This is a genomic window from Acidobacteriota bacterium, from assembly GCA_016712445.1.
In the GTDB taxonomy this organism is placed as follows: Bacteria; Pseudomonadota; Alphaproteobacteria; order Caulobacterales; family Hyphomonadaceae; genus Hyphomonas.
On sequence record JADJRB010000002.1, the window covers coordinates 306,865 to 325,274 of the forward strand.

Genomic DNA, 18,410 nt, shown 5'->3' on the forward strand with positions numbered 1-18,410 from the left:
AAAGGCTTTAGAGATGCACGTTCTGATCTGCGGCGCCGGCCGGGTTGGCCAGGGCATTGCCCGCCGCCTGGCGCGCGAGAAGCATGAAATCACGATTATTGACGAGAACCCGGACCTCGTGGACCAGGTGTCGATCGATCTCGACGTGCGCGGCATCGTCGGTCACGCTGCGCATCCGGACGTGCTGAAGCGAGCGCGCGCGGCTGACTGCGAGATGATCATCGCGGTCACCCACTTCGACGAGATCAACATGGTGATCTGCCAGATCGCCCACACCATTTTCTCGGTGCCGTTCAAGATCGCCCGCGTTCGCGACCGCTCGTATCTTGATGGTGCGTGGAAGAACATCTTCTCGCGTGAAGGCCTGCCGATCGACATGGTCATTTCGCCAGAGGCAGAAGTGGGCGACGCCATCCTGCAGCGGTTCCGGACGCCGGGCACGATCATGAGCGCGAATTTCGCGGGCGGGCGCCTCAAGCTGCTTGGCTTCGAACTGGGTGCGGACAATCCGCTGATTGACCTTCCGGTTGACCAGATGCGCGGGGTGTTCCCGGACCTGTCGGCCCGCGTGATCGGCATCGGGCGCGGCACCGGCATCCGCGCGCCGCGCGGCCGGGATGTGTTGAAGCCGGGCGACCGCGCCTATGTGGCCGTGCTCGACGCGCACGCCGAGCGGCTGACGTCCATCTTCAACCGCGACCAGAGCCGTCTCGACCACGTCGTGATTGTCGGCGGCGGCAATGTTGGCCTGCATGTGGCAAAGGTGCTCGAAAAGGAAAGCCATATCCGTGTACGGCTGATCGAGCGCAGCGCAGAACGCGCCAACAAGGCGGTTGCGCAGGTTAAACGGTCGATCGTCATTCAGGGCGACGGCCTCAATCCGGAAATTCTAGCCGAAGGCGGCGTTGACCGCGCTGACTTCGTGATCGCCATCACAGACGACGACAAGACCAACCTGCTCATCAGCAACCTGGCCAAACGCGCCGGCGCCAAGCGCGCCCTTGCCTTGATCAACGCGCCGGAGCTGGCGAGCCTCGCCGCGGACATGCGCGTCGATACCGTGCTTGATCCCAGGGCATTGACCGTCTCGCAGGTCCTGCTGCGCATGCGCCGGGGCCGCATACTTGGCCTGCAATCGCTTGAAGACGGGATGGCGGAAGTCGCCGAGGGTGTTACGCTTGAATCCTCCTCCCTCATCGGCAAGACGCTCGGGTACGATGACCTGCCGGAAGGCGTGACCGCTGCTGCGGTGTTGCGCGGCAATGACATACTGATGGCAGAGTCCGACGTGGTGGTGCGTCCCGAGGACCATCTCGTCATCTTCTACGAGGCTGAAATGGTGCGCAGCGTCGAGAAGTTCTTCCGGGTCAATCCGGACTATTTCTGAGCCATGAACTACGCGTCGGTTGCCCGTATCCTCAGCCTGCTCATGTTGATCGTGGCGGGGGCGGCAGTCCTCGGTGTGGCAGTCGCTTTCCTTGCCGGCGAGCCTTCACAGCTGGTCGCGCTCGGGGTCACCGCCATGGGGATATCAGTCGCGGCGGCAAGCGTTCTTTTGCTGACGCCCCGGCCGAGACGCAAGGCGCGGCCTTCCGACGGTCTCGCGGTCGTCATCCTCTGGTGGCTTCTCACGCCGTTTGCGGCTGCGATTCCGTTTGTGTTCGGAGTGGCAAATGCTTCTGTGCTTACCGCGATCCACGAGACGACAGCCTGTCTGACCACCACCGGCCATTCGATCATCCAGGTTGCTGAAAGCGATTGGCCCGTCAGCCTGATCTACTGGCGCGGCGCCTTGCACCTGCTCGGAGCTTTTGCGGCGGTCGTGACCGCAGCCGGCGTCCTCGCGGCGGTGAACCTGGGCGGCCCCGGCGTGCACCGCACCGTGCTGTTCACCCTGCCGGAGTCGAGCTTCTTCGATGCAATGCCCCGTATTGTCTGGCCCGTGAGCCTGATGTTCGGCGTGGGTATACTGACGATCTTCGTGCTGCTGCTCACAGCAGGTATCGCGCCGGGCAGGGCAATGACCGACGCCGTCAGCGTCATCACGACGGGACTGGTCGACCCTGGCACGCTGGAGCGCGGGCCGCCGTCGGTCGCCGTGTCTCTGGTACTAGGCCTGGGGCTGTTCCTCGGTTCGCTCGGCCTCGTATTCTGGCTGCCATTCCGCAGCCGGGCCTGGGGGAGCATCGTCAAGGACCCTGAGGCCGTGCTGTTCGCCGCGCTGGCAGTTGTGTTTGCCGGTTGCGCCATCGTCGCCGGACTGTCGGCGGGTGACGCGCTCGCGTGGTCGATCTCGACGCTGTCGACTTCCGGCATTCCGCTGGCCGATCCGGATACGGTTCACCGAGTTCCGCTGACGGTCTTCGTCATGCCCTGCCTGATCGGCGGCTCAGCGCTGGCCGCGGCGGGCGGCATAAAGCTGGCCCGCGTCGTCGTGCTCGCGCGCCGGGCGGGGCAGGAGTTCCAGCAACTCGGTTACCGGCGCTCGCTCGTGACGTTCCGGTTCCGGGACCGGGAACTCGACGAACGAAGCGTCATCGGCGTCTGGGTTTACTTTATTGCCTATGTGCTGGCGGTTTTCGTCTTCCTCGTCGGATTCAGTTTCGCCGGGCTGGACTTCGACGATTCCATCCGGCTTTCGATCGGCGGACTGACTTCCTCAGGCGGTCTGATCGCCGGTGCTGACGCAAATCTGTCACCCGGAAGCGAGATTTTGCTTATCATTGCCATGCTTTTGGGCAGGCTTGAGATATTGACGCTGCTGCCTGCCCTTTCCCTGAGCTTTTGGCGGGGCTGACACTTGCGCACCTGCAGCAAAGGACTTAGCTCGGGGGGAATAACAAAAACATTAGCAGGAACATAAAAGCCGATGTCATCTGACAAAAAACAAAACCTGCAGGACACTTTCCTCAACGCTGTTCGCAAGTCTCGCACGCCGCTCACCGTTTTCCTTGTAAATGGTGTTAAGTTACAGGGTGTTGTCACCTGGTTCGACAATTTCTGTGTGCTGCTGCGCGGTGACGGCCGTCCGCCTCAACTGGTTTACAAGCACGCGATTTCGACGATTGCGCCGAGCGCACCTGTCCAGCTCTTCGACGAAGAGATGGAAGGGGACTGACCCCGATTGACTGACAAATTCATTGATCGCCTGCCTGCGCCGGAAATTGCCGGCGTGGTGATCCCGTGGTTCACGCCTGCGGATCGTCCGACACCGGACCGCTTGCAGGAAACGTCCGGCCTGGTCGAAGCGCTGGGATGCGAACTGGCATTTGTGCGTCCCGAACAGGTTCGCAAGGTGAACCCGTCCTACCTCCTGTCCGGCGGATTGCTCGACCGCATGGCGGAAGACCTTGAGGCGAACCGCTGCACCGTCGCGGTCATTGATGGCGCACTGACGCCCGTTCAGCAGCGGAACCTGGAAAAGCGGTTGAACCTGAAGGTGATCGACCGCACGGGCCTGATCCTTGAGATTTTCGGCCTCCGCGCACGGACGAAGGAAGGCCGGCTGCAAGTAGAGCTCGCACGGATCCTGTATGAGCGGTCGCGCCTCGTGAGAACGTGGACGCACCTTGAGCGCCAGCGTGGCGGATCCGGCTTTCTTTCCGGACCCGGCGAAAGCCAGCTCGAGGCGGACCGCCGGATGCTGGATGACAAGATCATCCGTCTGCGGCGCGATCTGGACGAAGTGAAACGCACGCGCGCGGTGCAGCGCGCCGGCCGTCGCCGCTCCGGAACGCCGGTGATTGCGCTCGTCGGTTACACCAACTCGGGCAAATCCACGCTGTTCAACCGGCTGACAGGCGCTGACGTACTGGCGAAGGACATGCCGTTCGCTACGCTCGATCCGACCATCCGGAAAATCGACCTGCCTTCGCTCGGCGAAGCGGCGCTGATCGACACCGTCGGTTTCATCTCGGACCTGCCGACGCACCTGATCGACAGTTTCCAGGCCACGCTCGAGGAATCTCTGCAAGCCGACCTGCTGATTCACGTGCGGGACCGGTCCAGCGCATCGGACCTTGAGCAAGCCCAGGACGTGATGACCGTGCTCACGCGCCTTGAGCAGGAGTCCGGTCTCCCATTGCCGCCGCTGATCGAGGCGTGGAACAAGATCGACGCCATGCCGGCCGCGCGTGCGGAGGCGATGAAGTCATTTGCTGCGTCAGAGAACGAAACCCCGGCAGTCGCCGTGTCGGCGCTGACGGGAGAAGGCGTAGCTGCGCTGATCGACACGGTCGAGAAAGCACTGCTGCACGGACAGATCGAGATTGAAGTCCTTGTTCCGCCTTCAGAAGGCCGGGCACGCGCCTGGCTGCACCAGAAGGGTGACGTCGCCGAGGAAGCCTTGCTCGATGATGGAACATCGCGTCTTGTTGTGCGCCTTTCCGCAGAGCGGCTCGGGCAGTTCAGGGCAAGCTTTCCCGGCCTGCTCAATCCGGCGGACTAGGCGCGCTCGGCGCGTTTGACGCGCTGCCAGTAGGCCTCCTGCTGATCGAGCGACAAGGCCGTGAAGTCTGTCTGGTCGGCTATGGCGGCTTGCTCCATGGCGCGGAAGCGGCGCTCGAACTTGGCATTCGCCTTGCGCAGCGCCTGCTCCGGATCGACTGACAACCGGCGCGCAAGGTTCGCCACCACGAACAGCAGGTCCCCGACTTCGTCCTCGATGGCCTCAGCCTCACCGCTGGCGATCGCTTCGCGGACTTCGCCAATTTCTTCTTCGAGCTTGTCGAAGATCGGCGGCGTCTCGGTCCAGTCAAACCCCGTCCGCGCGGCGCGCTTCTGGAGCTTCTCCGCCCGCAGCAGGGCCGGCAGGGCGCGGGCCACACCGTCAAGCGCGCTGGCTGCACCGGCGGATTTCGCCTTTCCCGCTCGCTCTGCAGCTTTTACGTCTTCCCAAGCTACGGTTTGTTCGTCTGCGGAGCGTCCGTCTGCGCCGTCCGCGAAGACATGCGGGTGTCGGCGGATCATCTTGTCATTGATCGCGGCCACGACGTCGGCCAATGCAAACGATCCCTGTTCCTCGGCCATCCGGCTATGGAACATCACCTGGAACAGCAGGTCGCCCAGCTCGTCCCGCAATTCTCCCATGTCTGCACGTTCGATCGCATCGGCCACCTCATAGGCTTCCTCGATCGTGTAGGGCGCAATCGTGCTGAAATCCTGTTCGAGGTCCCAGGGGCATCCTGAAACCGGATCGCGCAGGCGCGCCATGATGCGGGCGAGTTCTCCAAACGCTTCGGCCGCTTCCCGTGTCCGGTCCTTGCCATCCGCCATCGCAGACTCCCTTGCAGGGTTTCGTCTTGCCTTGAGCCCATCCGGGGCGCAAGGCGGTCAGGACGCATGATTGACAAGCTTGGCCAGCCGCGTGACGGGAGTACCCGGTCGCGTTCCGGATTGGCCGGGCAGGGTTCCGGCAAGGTGAGAGTATGACTGACAGGCTGGCACTGGTCGGATTCGAATGGGCGGGCGCCCAACTGAGGGCTTGGGCTTTCGATGACGACGGCGAAGTCCTGACATCGCTGCAGGTACGTGAGGAGGCGGTCGCCGGGCATGCAGACTGGCCGGCGAGGCTCCAGTTCCACCTGTCCGAATGGCTCGGGACGGCGCCGGAATGCCCGCTCATCGGCTGCGGCGACGTTTCGGCCGGGCTGGTGGTTCCGGCGAACCCCAGCCTGCAAACTCCGTTCCCGCTGGCGGCGTTGCCGGGCCACATTGCCCTGCAGGGCACCGCGCATCTTGTGCCATGGATCGGACAAGGCGTGCCACCGGATCTCACCTGCGGCGCCGAGACGGTGCTGATGGGCCTCGAGGAACCGCACGGTGCAATCTGTATCCTTGGCCGCTACAGCCAGCACTGCGTGCTGGAGCATGGCCGTTTGGTGGAATTTTCAACCGAGATCACCGCCGAAATGCGAGACCTGCTGTTGATGCACGGTACGCTGGCGCTGGGGGCGTCGGTCCAGCAGGCCTTTGACATGAAGGTCTTCCGCGACTGGATCGAACGGGCCCTCGACACCGACGACTCGCCGCCCGTGTTTTCAGTCGAAGCCGCGATCCGGCAGGGCGTGCTCGACCCCGCCAACAAGGCGGCAGCGCTGGCCGGCTTGATGATTGGCGCCGACGTCGCAGCGCACTATGATCCGGGCGATGACGTGCTACTTGTGGCCGACGGGCCTCTCCTTGAGGCCTATGGATTTGCGCTGGACGCGCTGGGAGCCGATGTTGAGGAAACTTCCGCCGTTGAGGCATTGCAGGATGGCTTGTTCGAACTCGCCGACCTTGCAGGCCTGCTCGGCGAGGCCTAAGGCCCGCCCGGATACCTGAGGAGCCAGGCCCGCCGATGATCATCACGCCGGAATGCGTAGCGCCAACAGGATGCCTGATCGGGCAGTCGCCCCTCTGGAGCCCCGGTGAGGGCTTTCTGTGGTGGGTCGACCAGAAGCGCGCGAAGTTGCACCGCTACAATCCGCGCACCGGCAACACCCGCCGCTACGAATTGCCGGTCCGGCCGAGCCGGATCGCCTTGTTCGACGGCATGCTGTTGATGGCCGCAGACCGCGAGATCGGGTTTTTCGATCCGGCGACCGAAGTCTACGAGCGCCTCGCCGAAGTGCCGGGCGAGCCTGCGACGAACCGCACCAGCGATGGCGGCGTGGCACCGGACGGATCGTTCTGGTTTGCAACCGAAGACGAGGCCGAACGAGAGCCGGTCGGCAACTACTATCGCTACGGCACGGATCGAACGATCACGCCGATCCGCCTGCCGTCCGTACTGACCTCCCGAACCTTCGAATTCTCGCCGGACGGTCGCACGTTCTACACCTGCGACGCTGCCGAGTGCGAAATCCTTGCGCACGATTTCGATCCGCAGTCCGGCACGGTGACGGCGCGGCGCACCTTTGCCTTCACGCACGAGCTCGGCGGCATGCCGTTCGGTTCGGCGATCGATGAGGAAGGCGGGCTCTGGACCTGCCTGCACGGCGCGTCCCGCGTCGTCCGCTTCACGCCTGACGGACAGGTGGATCAAGTGATCGTGCTCGCCGCGCCGCTGCCGACGGGATGTGCGCTCGGAGGGGAAGACATGCGCAAGCTGTTCATCACCACGTCGCGCGCCGGCCTCAGCTTCCCGCAGCTCGATTCGCGCCCGCTCTCGGGCAGCCTGTTTGCCATCAGCGTTGATGTCCCGGGCCTTCCGCCGCGCTCGTTTGGCGGAAAGCCCTGACCCTCAGGGCCGCGTGTCCATAAGGTTGCGCGCAATGACCATCCGGTGAACTTCGCTGGGGCCGTCATAGATCCGCATGTTGCGGATCCGGCCGGCAAGCAGGTGAAGCGGCATTTCCTTGGTCATGCCCATCGCGCCGAAGCATTGCATCGCGTGGTCCAGGATCTCGGTTGCCATTTCGGGCGCGAACACCTTGATCATCGAGATTTCGGTGCGGACGTCCTGCCCCTGATCAATCTTCCACGCGCAGTCATAAGCCATGAGACGAGCCGCATGGATCTTCATTGCGCCATCGGCGACCCACCACTGGACCGCCTGTCTCTCTGACAGCTTGTGCCCGAAGGTTTTCCGCTGAGGCGCATACTCGCGCATCATGTCGAGCGCGCGCTGGGCCGCGCCGATGCACCAGGCGGCCATCTCCATCCGGCGGGTGCCAAGGCGCACCTGCATCGGGGCGAAGCCATCGCCTTCCTTGCCCAGCAGTTTCCAGCCCGGAACCCGGCAATCCTCGAGCGCCACCTCGTAAGTGAATTCTCCGCCGAGCATGGGGATACGCCTGAGGACGTTGAACCCCGGCGTGCCCTTGTCGACAAGGAATGCAGACATGCCGCCGCGGGCACCCTTCGCCTTGTCGGTTATGGCCATCAGGATGGTGAAATCGGCCTCCGCCGCCCGGGTAATCCAGATTTTCCGGCCGTTGATCACCCAATCATCGCCGTCGCGTACCGCCCGGGTGAGCATGCCGGCCGGATCGGCGCCCGCGCCCGGTTCGGATATGCCGATCGCTGATACGGTCTCACCCCGGGCGTAGGGATCGAGATAAGCCTCCTTCTGACGCGCGTTCGCGGCTGTCATCAACATTCGAAGGTTCGGGGAGTCGGGGGGCAGGGTGTAGGTCGCCGCCGTCGATCCGAGGGCTTCATTAACGGCGACAAGCGCCACGTGCGGCAGGCCAAGTCCCCCGGCGTCTTCCGGGGCGTCGAGGCTCCAGAGCCCCATTTCCTTCGAGATCCGGTCTAGCCGGGTCCGCTCCTCCGCCGTCAGGTATGCCCCCTGGCCGGCCGCATCCCGGGCCAGCACGGCGCCCTCAAGCGGCATCAGCTCCTCGCGCACGAACCGTTGCACGAGATCGCGCAGCATCCGGTGATCTTCGTCCAGTTCGAAATGCATGCAAAGTGTCCCTCGGGGTGGCCAGCCAGGGCCGATACTCTTCACAGCCGGGGCGCCTGTGCAAGGCAGTCGCCGGGGCAGCAGTCACTTGCGGGGGCTCCTGCGGGCTACCAGATAGGCTTAACGGGGTGAATCCTGCACATTTATCGTGGACGCGGCCCGCCAAACGGGCTAATCGCCCGCCTTTGAAAAACGAGTGACGTCATGGCCGACAAGGACCAGAAACCGAAGAAGAAGCGGGTCGGACCGCTGACCTTCCTCGCGCAGGTGCGCGCAGAAGGGAACAAGGTGACCTGGACGACCCGTCAGGAAACGATCCAGGCGGCCATTTTCGTGGCCATCATGTCGGTCCTGATCGCTATCTTCCTTTTCGCGACCGATACACTCATAACATTGTTTGTGAACTTCGTTCGGGGCGTCTGAAGGTGCTCACCACGAATCCAGACCAACAGGAGCGCTCGCGGCCTATGCCTGATGCCAAGTGGTATATCGTCCACGCCTACTCGAACTTCGAAAAGAAGGTCGCAGGCTCGATTCGCGAACAGGCGGAGCGTAAGGGTCTCACGCACCTGATCGAAGAGATCGAAGTGCCGACCGAAGAAGTCGTCGAAGTCGCGCGCGGCAAGAAAAAGACCGTGGAACGGCGCTATTTCCCTGGCTACGTGCTGATGAAGGCGCAGCTGACCGACGACATCTACCACCTCGTTAAGGACACGCCGAAAGTTTCGGGCTTCCTCGGGGCGGAAGGCGGTAAAAAACCGCTGCCGGTGCGCCAGCGCGAGGTAGACCGGATCCTCGGCAAGTCGTCCGACGTGTCGGCCGAGCGCCCGCGGCCCCGCATCAGCTTCGAAATCGGCGAACAGGTCCAGGTCAACGACGGACCGTTCCAAGGCTTCGAAGGCGCGGTCGAGGAAATCGACGAAGCCAATGGCCGCCTGAAAGTCACCGTATCGATCTTCGGCCGGGGCACGCCCGTGGATCTGGAATTCGACCAGGTCGTGAAGGTCTAGAATCTGCGCGCGCAGGCGCGCGGGCAGCCTTGAAACGGCCCCGCCACGCCTGTATGCGGAAGAGCGATTGCCGCCTTAGCTCAGTTGGTTAGAGCGCTGGTTTGTGGAACCAGAGGTCCTCCGTTCAAGCCGGAGAGGCGGTACCATCGCCCCAAAATGTCCCGAAAATCTCAAAAAAAGCCGGGAACGGAAGGCGCCAAAGCGCGTTCGAGACGTGTTGCAATTGGGCAGCGGTGGGAAGAAAAATCCACGAAAAACGAGGGGTAATACCGCAAATGCTCTCGCGATTGGCGAGAAAAGCGGCTAACACCTGAGAAATGCAGCGCTGCTGCATGCGACTTTGAACCTGCGGCCGAAGGACAATCCCGTCTGACGGCACACAAAAGGGGATTGAGTATGAAGAAAACTCTGATGTGCGCGACAGCCGCGGCCGCATTTGCGTCTGCTGGCCTCACGGCACACGCGGAAGGCTGGTACTCCCGCGCGGACCTGCAATACACGTTCGACGGCCGCGTCGATCACGACGCCGTTGCGTCGGTGAACGGCAAGATGGCGGGTGATTCGGATGCGTCCGAGCTGCTCGGCGGCGACCTTGGCCTCGGCTACAGCTACGACAACGGCCTGCGCCTCGAAGGCGTGCTGGGCTACCGTGGCGGTGACCTCGATGTTTCGACGGCGATCTCGGGCACGTCCCCGGGCACGACCACCAATCCGTCGGGCACGGCCAGCGTCTATGACCTGATGATCAACGGCATCTACGACTTCAACAAAGATGGCACGATCAAGCCGTACATCGGCGTTGGTATCGGCGGCACGCGCATCCGCGCAAAAGCCACCAACCGCGTCACCGGCACCGCTCCGAACCTGAACGCTGCGAACGGCTTCTCCGACACGGCAGCCGGCGTTGCCTGGCAGGGCCTGCTCGGCGTCGGCTTCAAGCTGTCCGACAAGCTCACCATGGACCTCGGCTACAAGTACTTCACGGCTGAAGAGCTTGAGTTCGATGGCAAGCACGGCGGCGTCGACTATGACGTCGACTACACGGATCACACGGCGACCATCGGTCTGCGCTACGCCTTCGGCGTGACGCCGCCGCCGCCGCCTCCGCCGCCACCCCCGCCGCCGCCTCCGCCGCCGCCCCCGCCTCCGCCGCCCCCGCCGCCTCCGCCGGTGGAAACGACTGAGACGGTTGCCCAGCAGTGTTCGGCTCTGAACCAGGAGTTCGTGGTTTACTTCGAGTGGGATCGCTCGGATCTGACCAGCCAGGCTGCTGCGGTTATCGACCAGGCTGTGGCGAACATCGCCGCCGGCGCTGGTTGCGCCCCGAGCTCCGTCTCGATCGTCGGCCACACCGACACGTCGGGCGCCTCGGCCTACAACGAAAAGCTGTCGGTCCGCCGCGCTGACGTTGTGGCTGCCGCTCTCTCCGAGCGTGGCATCGGTGCGTCGATCATCGACAAGTCGGGCAAGGGTGAAACCGCCCTCGCCAAGGCGACCAATGACGGCGTGCGCGAGCCGCTGAACCGTCGTTCGGAAGTCTCGATCATCGTCCAGTAACACCTGGAAGACTGAGAATTCAGGCGGCCCGGCTACATGCCGGGCCGCTTTTGTTTTTGGCGCGGGTGCCACGAGGCTTGCCGCCCCCTTTCACCTGTGAAACCAAGGGCCCATGACAGACCTTTCAAAGCTCAATGCCGACGACCAAGCCGCCCGCGAGCGCCTGTTCGCGGCCTCTGCCGACATGGTTGCCCGCACGAAGGGCTGGTCGGCGCACAATACCGGCAGCACCAACACGGCTGGGCTCCGGGCGTTCGCGCCAAAACTCGCCGACGCCTTTTCGGCGCTGGAGGCGGACATCGAATTGGTGGAAGGCCCCGCCTTCGAATCAGTCGGTGCGGACGGCAAGACGACCGAAACGCATACTGGCCCGATCGTCGAGATGATGGCGCGCCCGGGTGCACCCGTTCAGATCGTGATGTCCGGCCACTACGACACGGTATTCGCGCCGGGCGTATTCGAGACGGTGACTGACCTGGAAGATGGGCGGATCAACGGCCCCGGCATGGCTGACATGAAGGGCGGCATCTGCGTGATGCTTGAGGCGTTGAAAGCCTTTGAAGCCAGCCCGCTCAAGGACAAGCTTGGCTACCGCATCGTCCTGACCCCGGATGAAGAGATCGGAAATTTCGCCAGCAGCGAATCGCTCCGCCGGGCGGCCTCGTCCGGCGCCCTGATCGGCATGACCTACGAGCCCGCGATGGAAACCGGTGCGATGGCGGGCGGGCGAAAAGGGTCGGCCGTGTTCGACATCGTTCTTCATGGCCGCGCCGCGCATGCCGGCCGGGCCAAGGAGGAGGGGCGCAGCGCGATTGAAGCTGCGGCCGAACTCGTGGTCGGCCTCGAGCGCCTGAACAACCAGTTCGGCGGCGTCACCTTCAATGTCGGGTCCATCGATGGCGGCGCACCGGTGAACATCGTGCCCGACCTCGCGATCGTTCGGTTCGGCGCCCGCGCGCCAGATCATCAGGCTGCGGAATGGGCGACGCAGCAGGTCAAACAACTGTTCGACCGTGCGGTCGCGCGGGATGGCATACATGGACACCTGCACGGCGGATTTTACCGGCCTCCGAAGCCGCGCAACTCCGCCCAGCAAGCCTTGTTCGACGCAGTTCATGCCACCGGCCGCGCCATCGGGCTCGACCTTGAATTCGTTGATACCGGCGGCGTGTGTGAAGGTAACAACATCTTCGCGGCCGGCGTTCCGAACGTCGACACACTTGGCGTAAGGGGCGGGCGCATCCATTCGCCGGAGGAATTCGTCGTCACCGAAAGCTTTCCGGAACGCGCCCTTCTGTCGGCGTTGATCCTGAACCGGCTGGCCGACGGACGCCTTGATGGCCGGCGCATCAAAGACCTGATGGGGCGGCCCTGATGGCCACCGATTATGTCATGCGCCCGTCGAGGCTGGACGATCTCGACGCGCTGATGTCACTGGCGGAATTGTCCGGACCCGGATTTACCAGCCTGCCGGTTGATGAGCCCATCCTGCGCGAGCGGTTGGAGAAGTCCGACAGGGCTTTCCACGGCCGCCAGCGCAACCTGCAGTACGGCAAATACCTGATGATGATGGAGCACGTGCCGAGCGGGCAGGTCGTCGGATGCTCCGCCGTCAAGGCCGGTACCGGGATCGACCAGCCATTCTTCAACTATCGCATCATCACGCTCGCCCAGGCGAGCCATGCAGCGGGCAATCTCCGTTTCGACATGGATGCGCTTGTCCTCACGAATGAATATGTGGGGTACACGGAAGTCGGCACGCTGTTCCTGAAGCCCGACCACCGCGGCGGTGGGGCGGGCCGCCTTGCGGCTCAGGCGCGCTATCTTCTGATGGCGGCCGCACCTGAGCGTTTCAGCGACAAGGTGCTGGCGGAGCTGCGCGGGGTCGTTGACGACCAGGGCATGTCGCCATTCTGGGAATGTCTTGGCCGGCATTTCTTCCGCATGGACTTTGCCGACGCTGACCGTCTGTCGGCCACGACCGACAATCAGTTCATCGTCGATCTGATGCCGCGCTACCCGATCTATGTCGACCTGCTGCCGCCTGAAGCGCGCGAAGTGATCGGCCGCTGCCACTCGGACGGAGTCGGCGCCTACAAGTTGCTCCAGTGGGAAGGTTTCGATTTCGATCGCACCGTTGATATCTTCGATGGAGGCCCCTTGGTCGCTGCGCAGCGCCGGCACATTCGCACGATCCTCGAAAGCGAAGTTGTGACCGTGGAGGCCGCTGACACGGCCAGCGATGGTCACGCGCGGCAGGGTCTGTTGTCGAGCAATCGACTTCCTGACTTCCGGGTCACGCTCGGCAAGTTTGCGAGGCGCGGCGACGTTGCCCTTGCGCCGCCGGAAGTGCTCGACGCGTTGAAACTCAAGCCGGGTTCGCCGGCGCGTATCTGGATGCGGAGCAAGTAATGTCCGAGGACGTCTATATCGATGGTCGCTGGAGCGCTGGAAAAGGCGCGCGCTTCGCAAAGACATGCCCCGCGACCGGAGAGACCATCTGGAGCGGAGCGGCCGCCGACGACTCGCAAGTCGCCGCGGCCACCGCTTCGGCGCGCAAGGCGTTTTCGGGCTGGTCGCGCACCCCGCAACACGAACGGACCGCCGTACTTGAGCGGTATGCGGACGAAATCGGAAAGCGATCCGAGCAGATCGCCGAAATAATTAGCCGCGAGATGGGCAAGGCCCTTTGGGATTCGCGCGGCGAAGCGGCGACCATGAAGGCAAAGATCGCCGTATCGATCGCGGCGCAAAAGGAGCGCGCCGGCGAGAAGGACGAGGCCGCCGCGTTCGGAAGCGCGCATTTGACTCATCGCCCGCATGGGGTGATGGCCGTGTTCGGACCATTCAACTTTCCTGGTCACCTGCCGAACGGGCATATCGTGCCGGCGCTGCTTGCCGGAAATACATGCGTGTTCAAGCCCTCGGAGCTCGCGCCGGGCGTAGCCGCGATCATGGCGGCTTGTTTCGATGCGGCAGGCCTGCCGCCGGGTTGCCTCAACATAGTGCAGGGCGCGCGGGATACGGGCGCCGCCCTCCTCGAGCAGGACATCAACGGCCTGCTGTTCACCGGATCAGCCACAACGGGCGTCCACTTCCACAAGCACTTCGCAGGTCGGCCAGATGTAATTCTGGCGCTCGAGATGGGCGGCAACAATCCGCTGGTGATCTGGGACCCTGCGGACATCGAAGCCGCCGCGGACATCGCCGCGCAGTCGGCCTTCCTCACCACCGGACAGCGCTGCTCGTGTGCGCGCCGTATCATCGTGCCGACAGGCAAGTTCGGCGATGCCGTGATTGACGCCATCGTCTCGCGCGCACGGGGAATCCGGATCGGTGCGTGGAATGAGCCGGACATCTTCATGGGGCCGCTTGTATCGGAGCGCGCCCGCACGCAGGCGCTGGAGTTTCAGGCCATGCTGATGGCAAAGGGCGCGGCTGCGTTGCTGCCGCTTGAAGGCCTGAGCCGCGGCGGCGGGTTCGTTTCGCCGGGTATAGTCGACGTGACTGGCGCGTCCGAGGTGCCGGACGAGGAGCTGTTCGGTCCTTTGATGCAGGTCGTGCGCGCCGGAACACTTGATGAAGCGTTCTCGCGCGCCAACGCGACGCGTTATGGGCTCTCGGGCGGCCTCGTCTGCGACGATGACCGCACCTGGGACAGGGCCTATCTCGAAATGCGCGCCGGCATTCTCAATCGCAACCGGCCCACAGCCGGGGCGAGCGGCGCCATGCCGTTCGGCGGTCCCGGCTTCTCGGGAAATTTCCGTCCGGGTGCATACTATGCTGCGGATTATTGCGCATGGCCGCAGGCCAGCCAGCTTGCTGGCAAGGCCGTCCGAATGGCCGCGCCCGGCTTTCCGGCCTGAGAGGCAGACATGGATAACTCCGCGCAGATTGCCTACTGGAATGGATCAGCCGGCGCGAAATGGGTGCGCGATGCCGACAGGCTGGATGCCATGCTCCTGCCGTTCGCAGACCTTGTCCTGTCCGCCGCAAAGCCGCTTTCGGGCGAACGCGTGATCGATATCGGTTGTGGCGCCGGTGCACTTTCTTTCGCCGCCGCGAAGACCGGGGCTTCGGTAACCGGCGTCGATATCTCCGAACCGCTTGTGCGGATTGCGCGCGAACGGGCAGCATCGCGTTCGGCAAGCGCGCAATTTGAGGTCGCCGATGCGTCGGAATGGCGCCCCTCAACACAGGCCGATCTGGTGATCTCCCGCTTCGGCGTGATGTTCTTCGCCGAGCCCTCTGCTGCTTTTGCAAACATTCGGGCCGGTACGAAACCCGGCGGGCGCCTTGCATTTGCCTGCTGGCAGCCGCTGGCTGAAAACGACTGGGCGTCGGCGCCTGTGGCGGTGGCGCTGCCGTTTCTCGACACGCCGCCTGCGCCGCCGCCACCCGGCGCGCCAGGGCCGTTCGCTTTCGGCGACAGCAGCCGGATCGAAGCGATCCTGACAGAGGCCGGCTGGGCCGATATTGGCCTGACTCCCTGGCAGGGAAACATCGAACTTCCCGGCGCAGATGCCGAACAGACGGCAGATTTCATGCTTGAGCTCGGACCACTCGGCCGGGCAATTGCGGAACAGCAGGTCGATCCGCAGAAAATACGCGCTGCGCTTGCAGCGCATCTCAAAGGCCTTGCCGGGCCAGATGGCCGCACACGGATGAAGGCTGCCGTCTGGATCGTGGAGGCGCGCGCATGACCCTGGCGACCGAAGTCAACTTCGACGGCCTGATCGGGCCCAGCCACAACTATGGTGGCTTGTCAGACGGCAACCTGGCGAGCGCACGCAATGCCGGCGACGTGTCCAATCCGCGTGAGGCGGCGGTGCAGGGGCTCGAGAAGATGCGCACGCTGGTGCGAGCGGGCCTCGTGCAGGGCGTACTGCCGCCGCTTGCGCGCCCGAATTTCGACCTGCTCATTGCGGCGGGTTTTATCGGCACCGATGCGCAGATGATCGAAGCCGCTGCGAGGAGCGCCCCGCGCCTCCTGAAGGCGGCGTATTCGGCGAGCAGCATGTGGACGGCGAACGCGGCGACGGTCTCGCCGTCGGCTGACGCCGCGGATGGCCGCCTCCATTTCACACCGGCCAACCTGTCGACGATGCTCCACCGCAGCCTTGAGCATCCGGACACGACCGCCACGCTGATTTCAATCTTTGCCGACGAGGAGCGCTTTGCCGTTCATGGCGCCTTGCCCGCGCATCCGGATTTCGCAGATGAAGGCGCGGCCAACCACGTTCGGCTTTGCGCCGATCATGGTGCTGAAGGCGTGGAATTGTTCGTGTACGGCCGCGAGGTGGGGGAGGCCGCGAGGGGATTTCCCGCCCGCCAGACACTGCTCGCTTCGCAGTCCGTCGCCCGCGCGCACGAACTCGCCGCCAGCCGGGCTGTCTTCGCGCGTCAGGCTCGCGCCGCCATCGAGGCGGGCGCGTTCCACAATGATGTTGTCTGCGTGGGCGCGCTCGACACCTTGTTCTTCCACGAGTTCGCCTTTGAAGACACGGCCGCCGTGCTCGCCGACATCCGGCGCGCCGCGAAGGGCCTGTTCGAATTGAAGCCGGTGATGGTGCCAGAAGCGGAAGTGCCACTTGCCGACGCGATTTCTTCGTACTTGTTCAATTCGCAGCTCCTGCAGCTGCCCGGCGAAGACCGGCTTGTGCTTGTGGCGCCCAGCGAGACACAGGATACGCCGTCCACACGCGCCTATTGCGAACGCCTGGTTCGCAGCAACGGCCCAATCGGACGTGTGATGTATGTCGACGTGCGCCAGTCAATGCGCAATGGCGGCGGTCCGGCCTGTTTGCGGCTGCGCGTGGTCATGACCGAAGCCGAACTCGCCGCGTGCCATGCCGGCGTGCTGCTCGACGAGCCACTGATCGACGACCTGCAGGCCAGCGTGCGCGCAACTTACCGCGACCGGCTCTCGCCGTCTGACCTCGCCGATCCCGCATTCGCGGACGAGTGCCGTCTCGCTCGCGAAGCCTTGCTCGACATCCTCGATCTGGAGGCACTCGCTTGATCCGCCTTTACGATTATTGGCGCTCGTCTGCCGCTTACCGCGTTCGCATTGCGCTGAACCTGAAAGGCGCCGACTACGAAAGCGTGCCCGTGAACATCCTTCCGGGTGCGGATGAACAATTGGCTGACCGCTACCGCGTCGTGAACCCCCAGATGCGCGTACCCGCAATCGAAGTCGATGGCCGGGTGTCTGGCCAGTCCATGGCCATCATCGAATGGATCGACGAAGTCGTTCCGGGGCCGTCGCTGCTGCCGAAGGATGCCTGGAAGCGCCTTCAGGCCCGCGCTTTTGCCGACATCATCGCCTGCGACATTCACCCGCTGAACAACCTGAGCCCTCTCGCAGTGCTTCGGAAAGAATTCGGCGCCGATGAGGCTGCCATCAAGACATGGTACCAGGACTGGATCCTGCGGGGCTTTGCGGCGCTTGAGGAAATGGCGAGAGAGCTGGCACCGGCGCCTTTCCTGTTTGGTGATGCGCCGACGATCGCCGAAATCGCCTTGGTGCCGCAGGTCGCCAACGCGCACCGCTTCGAGACCGACCTTTCGGCCTTTCCTCGGCTGGTCGCTCTGGATGCTGCCTGTCGCGCGCTGGAAGGTTTCAGGAAAGCCGCGCCGGAGAACCAGGCAAAGCCCTAGTTTTCGGCTGCTTCGTCCGTCTCGCCCGGGCGGCGGATGTCGATGATCTCGATCTCTTCCAGTTCGCCTAGTGGTTCGGCCAGTTTGGAGGCGTGGTCGTTGAGCCAGGACACCAGTCCGTTGGTCAGCCGTTCGCCGCCGCTGCGTTCGTACCGTCGGCCGGCGCGCCGCAGCTCAACTGGCTCGACGCAGCTTTCGCCGGCCTTGAACCGCCGTGAACAGATGTCCGTTGGCGCAATCCCGGCGCCGTCATCCGCGTCGCCGTAGTACAGCACGCCGCCAAACCGGTCGCGCAGCAGTGGGTCCGACTGGAAAAGCGACAGGGCCGTGGCGGGCAGTGCCCCGTCGATCGCGACCACGAAAGCCCGCCCGCGATTGTCGTCCGCCACATAGCGCGAGAGCGCTGCCGTGATGTCTTCGTCAAGGCTCGCGGCGCGAATGTAAGGGGCGTAGACCGGACCGATGGATTCGAAGGCGGAGGCGACCTCTTCAAGGCGCTCTGCAGCTTCATCGCGTCGCTTCTCGAGGGTTAAATCGTCGCTCACTTCCAGCGCGGCGGCCGTTTCCAGCAGCAGGACGTCAATGTCCCATCCACTTTCCCACACAGCCGGCGGCGGCGAGTCGGGTCGCACCGCCCAGCTGTCCTCCGTCGCGTAGTCGAAGGTGGGCAAGGCCGGCCCGGTCACGATTTCCGGCGCGCGCGTCGACCATACGACCGCACCAACGGCGACCGCCAACAGGATGGCCACTACGGCAATCGCTATCTTTCGATTCATCACTAGACGTTCCCG

General features: G+C 64.0%; 18 protein-coding genes and 1 tRNA gene. 16 read left to right on the forward strand and 3 right to left on the reverse strand.

The features are described from left to right. Positions 1-13 precede the first annotated feature (13 nt). The 4 genes from trkA (at position 14) to hflX (ending at position 4,447) form a co-directional block, all read left to right on the forward strand. Positions 14-1,387 (forward strand): Trk system potassium transporter TrkA, encoded by a 1,374-nt coding sequence (trkA, locus tag IPK75_14450; protein MBK8199551.1) that lies wholly within the window; start codon positions 14-16, stop codon positions 1,385-1,387. A 42-nt stretch (positions 1,388-1,429) separates the two neighbouring features. Further along, positions 1,430-2,797, forward strand: a complete 1,368-nt coding sequence (locus tag IPK75_14455) for a TrkH family potassium uptake protein (GenBank protein MBK8199552.1) — start codon at positions 1,430-1,432, stop codon at positions 2,795-2,797. 72 nt (positions 2,798-2,869) lie between these two features. Continuing rightward, complete coding sequence (gene hfq, locus IPK75_14460) at positions 2,870-3,118, forward strand: RNA chaperone Hfq (protein MBK8199553.1); 249 nt, start codon at positions 2,870-2,872, stop codon at positions 3,116-3,118. A gap of 6 nt (positions 3,119-3,124) precedes the next feature. After that, positions 3,125-4,447: a GTPase HflX gene (gene hflX / locus IPK75_14465; GenBank protein MBK8199554.1), complete on the forward strand. Its 1,323-nt coding sequence runs from the start codon at positions 3,125-3,127 to the stop codon at positions 4,445-4,447. Here hflX and mazG read toward each other — a convergent pair. Further along, positions 4,444-5,274, reverse strand: coding sequence for a nucleoside triphosphate pyrophosphohydrolase (mazG, locus tag IPK75_14470; protein MBK8199555.1), 831 nt, complete (start codon positions 5,272-5,274; stop codon positions 4,444-4,446). The two genes, hflX and mazG, sit on opposite strands and share 4 nt — an antisense overlap. A 152-nt stretch (positions 5,275-5,426) precedes the next feature. On the opposite strand from mazG, the gene IPK75_14475 reads away from it, so the two are divergent. Together IPK75_14475 and IPK75_14480 are read left to right on the forward strand one after the other, a co-directional pair. After that, entirely contained in the window at positions 5,427-6,305 is an 879-nt protein-coding gene (locus IPK75_14475) for a 2-dehydro-3-deoxygalactonokinase (protein ID MBK8199556.1), read from the forward strand. 35 nt (positions 6,306-6,340) lie between these two features. After that, on the forward strand, positions 6,341-7,222 hold the full coding sequence (locus tag IPK75_14480; GenBank protein ID MBK8199557.1) for an SMP-30/gluconolactonase/LRE family protein: 882 nt from the start codon (positions 6,341-6,343) through the stop codon (positions 7,220-7,222). A 3-nt stretch (positions 7,223-7,225) separates the two neighbouring features. Here the strand turns inward: IPK75_14480 and IPK75_14485 are convergent, their stop codons facing one another. Beyond that, positions 7,226-8,392 (reverse strand): acyl-CoA dehydrogenase family protein, encoded by a 1,167-nt coding sequence (locus IPK75_14485; GenBank protein ID MBK8199558.1) that lies wholly within the window; start codon positions 8,390-8,392, stop codon positions 7,226-7,228. A 204-nt stretch (positions 8,393-8,596) separates the two neighbouring features. Between IPK75_14485 and secE the strand changes: the two genes are divergently transcribed. From secE to maiA, 10 genes are all read left to right on the forward strand, one after another. Continuing rightward, the gene (secE, locus tag IPK75_14490) at positions 8,597-8,815 is read left to right on the forward strand and encodes a preprotein translocase subunit SecE (GenBank protein MBK8199559.1); all 219 of its coding nucleotides are present in this window, start codon (positions 8,597-8,599) and stop codon (positions 8,813-8,815) included. Between the two features lie 44 nt (positions 8,816-8,859). After that, positions 8,860-9,402, forward strand: coding sequence for a transcription termination/antitermination protein NusG (nusG, locus tag IPK75_14495; GenBank protein MBK8199560.1), 543 nt, complete (start codon positions 8,860-8,862; stop codon positions 9,400-9,402). A gap of 69 nt (positions 9,403-9,471) precedes the next feature. Then, a tRNA-His gene (locus IPK75_14500) sits at positions 9,472-9,548 on the forward strand. A gap of 250 nt (positions 9,549-9,798) precedes the next feature. Continuing rightward, entirely contained in the window at positions 9,799-10,959 is a 1,161-nt protein-coding gene (locus IPK75_14505) for an OmpA family protein (protein ID MBK8199561.1), read from the forward strand. Between the two features lie 112 nt (positions 10,960-11,071). Then, complete coding sequence (locus IPK75_14510; protein ID MBK8199562.1) at positions 11,072-12,334, forward strand: hydrolase; 1,263 nt, start codon at positions 11,072-11,074, stop codon at positions 12,332-12,334. Further along, positions 12,334-13,371, forward strand: coding sequence for an arginine N-succinyltransferase (locus tag IPK75_14515; GenBank protein MBK8199563.1), 1,038 nt, complete (start codon positions 12,334-12,336; stop codon positions 13,369-13,371). Before IPK75_14510 ends, IPK75_14515 begins: the two co-directional genes overlap by 1 nt. Next, the gene (astD, locus tag IPK75_14520; protein MBK8199564.1) at positions 13,371-14,825 is read left to right on the forward strand and encodes a succinylglutamate-semialdehyde dehydrogenase; all 1,455 of its coding nucleotides are present in this window, start codon (positions 13,371-13,373) and stop codon (positions 14,823-14,825) included. Before IPK75_14515 ends, astD begins: the two co-directional genes overlap by 1 nt. A 9-nt stretch (positions 14,826-14,834) precedes the next feature. After that, a complete protein-coding gene (locus IPK75_14525) occupies positions 14,835-15,662 on the forward strand; it encodes a class I SAM-dependent methyltransferase (protein MBK8199565.1) in 828 nt (275 codons plus the stop codon). Further along, on the forward strand, positions 15,659-16,981 hold the full coding sequence (gene astB, locus IPK75_14530; protein MBK8199566.1) for an N-succinylarginine dihydrolase: 1,323 nt from the start codon (positions 15,659-15,661) through the stop codon (positions 16,979-16,981). The genes IPK75_14525 and astB overlap by 4 nt, the downstream gene beginning before the upstream one ends. Beyond that, a complete protein-coding gene (maiA, locus tag IPK75_14535; protein ID MBK8199567.1) occupies positions 16,981-17,619 on the forward strand; it encodes a maleylacetoacetate isomerase in 639 nt (212 codons plus the stop codon). Before astB ends, maiA begins: the two co-directional genes overlap by 1 nt. Here maiA and IPK75_14540 read toward each other — a convergent pair. Continuing rightward, complete coding sequence (locus IPK75_14540) at positions 17,616-18,395, reverse strand: hypothetical protein (protein MBK8199568.1); 780 nt, start codon at positions 18,393-18,395, stop codon at positions 17,616-17,618. The two genes, maiA and IPK75_14540, sit on opposite strands and share 4 nt — an antisense overlap. Positions 18,396-18,410 lie beyond the last annotated feature (15 nt).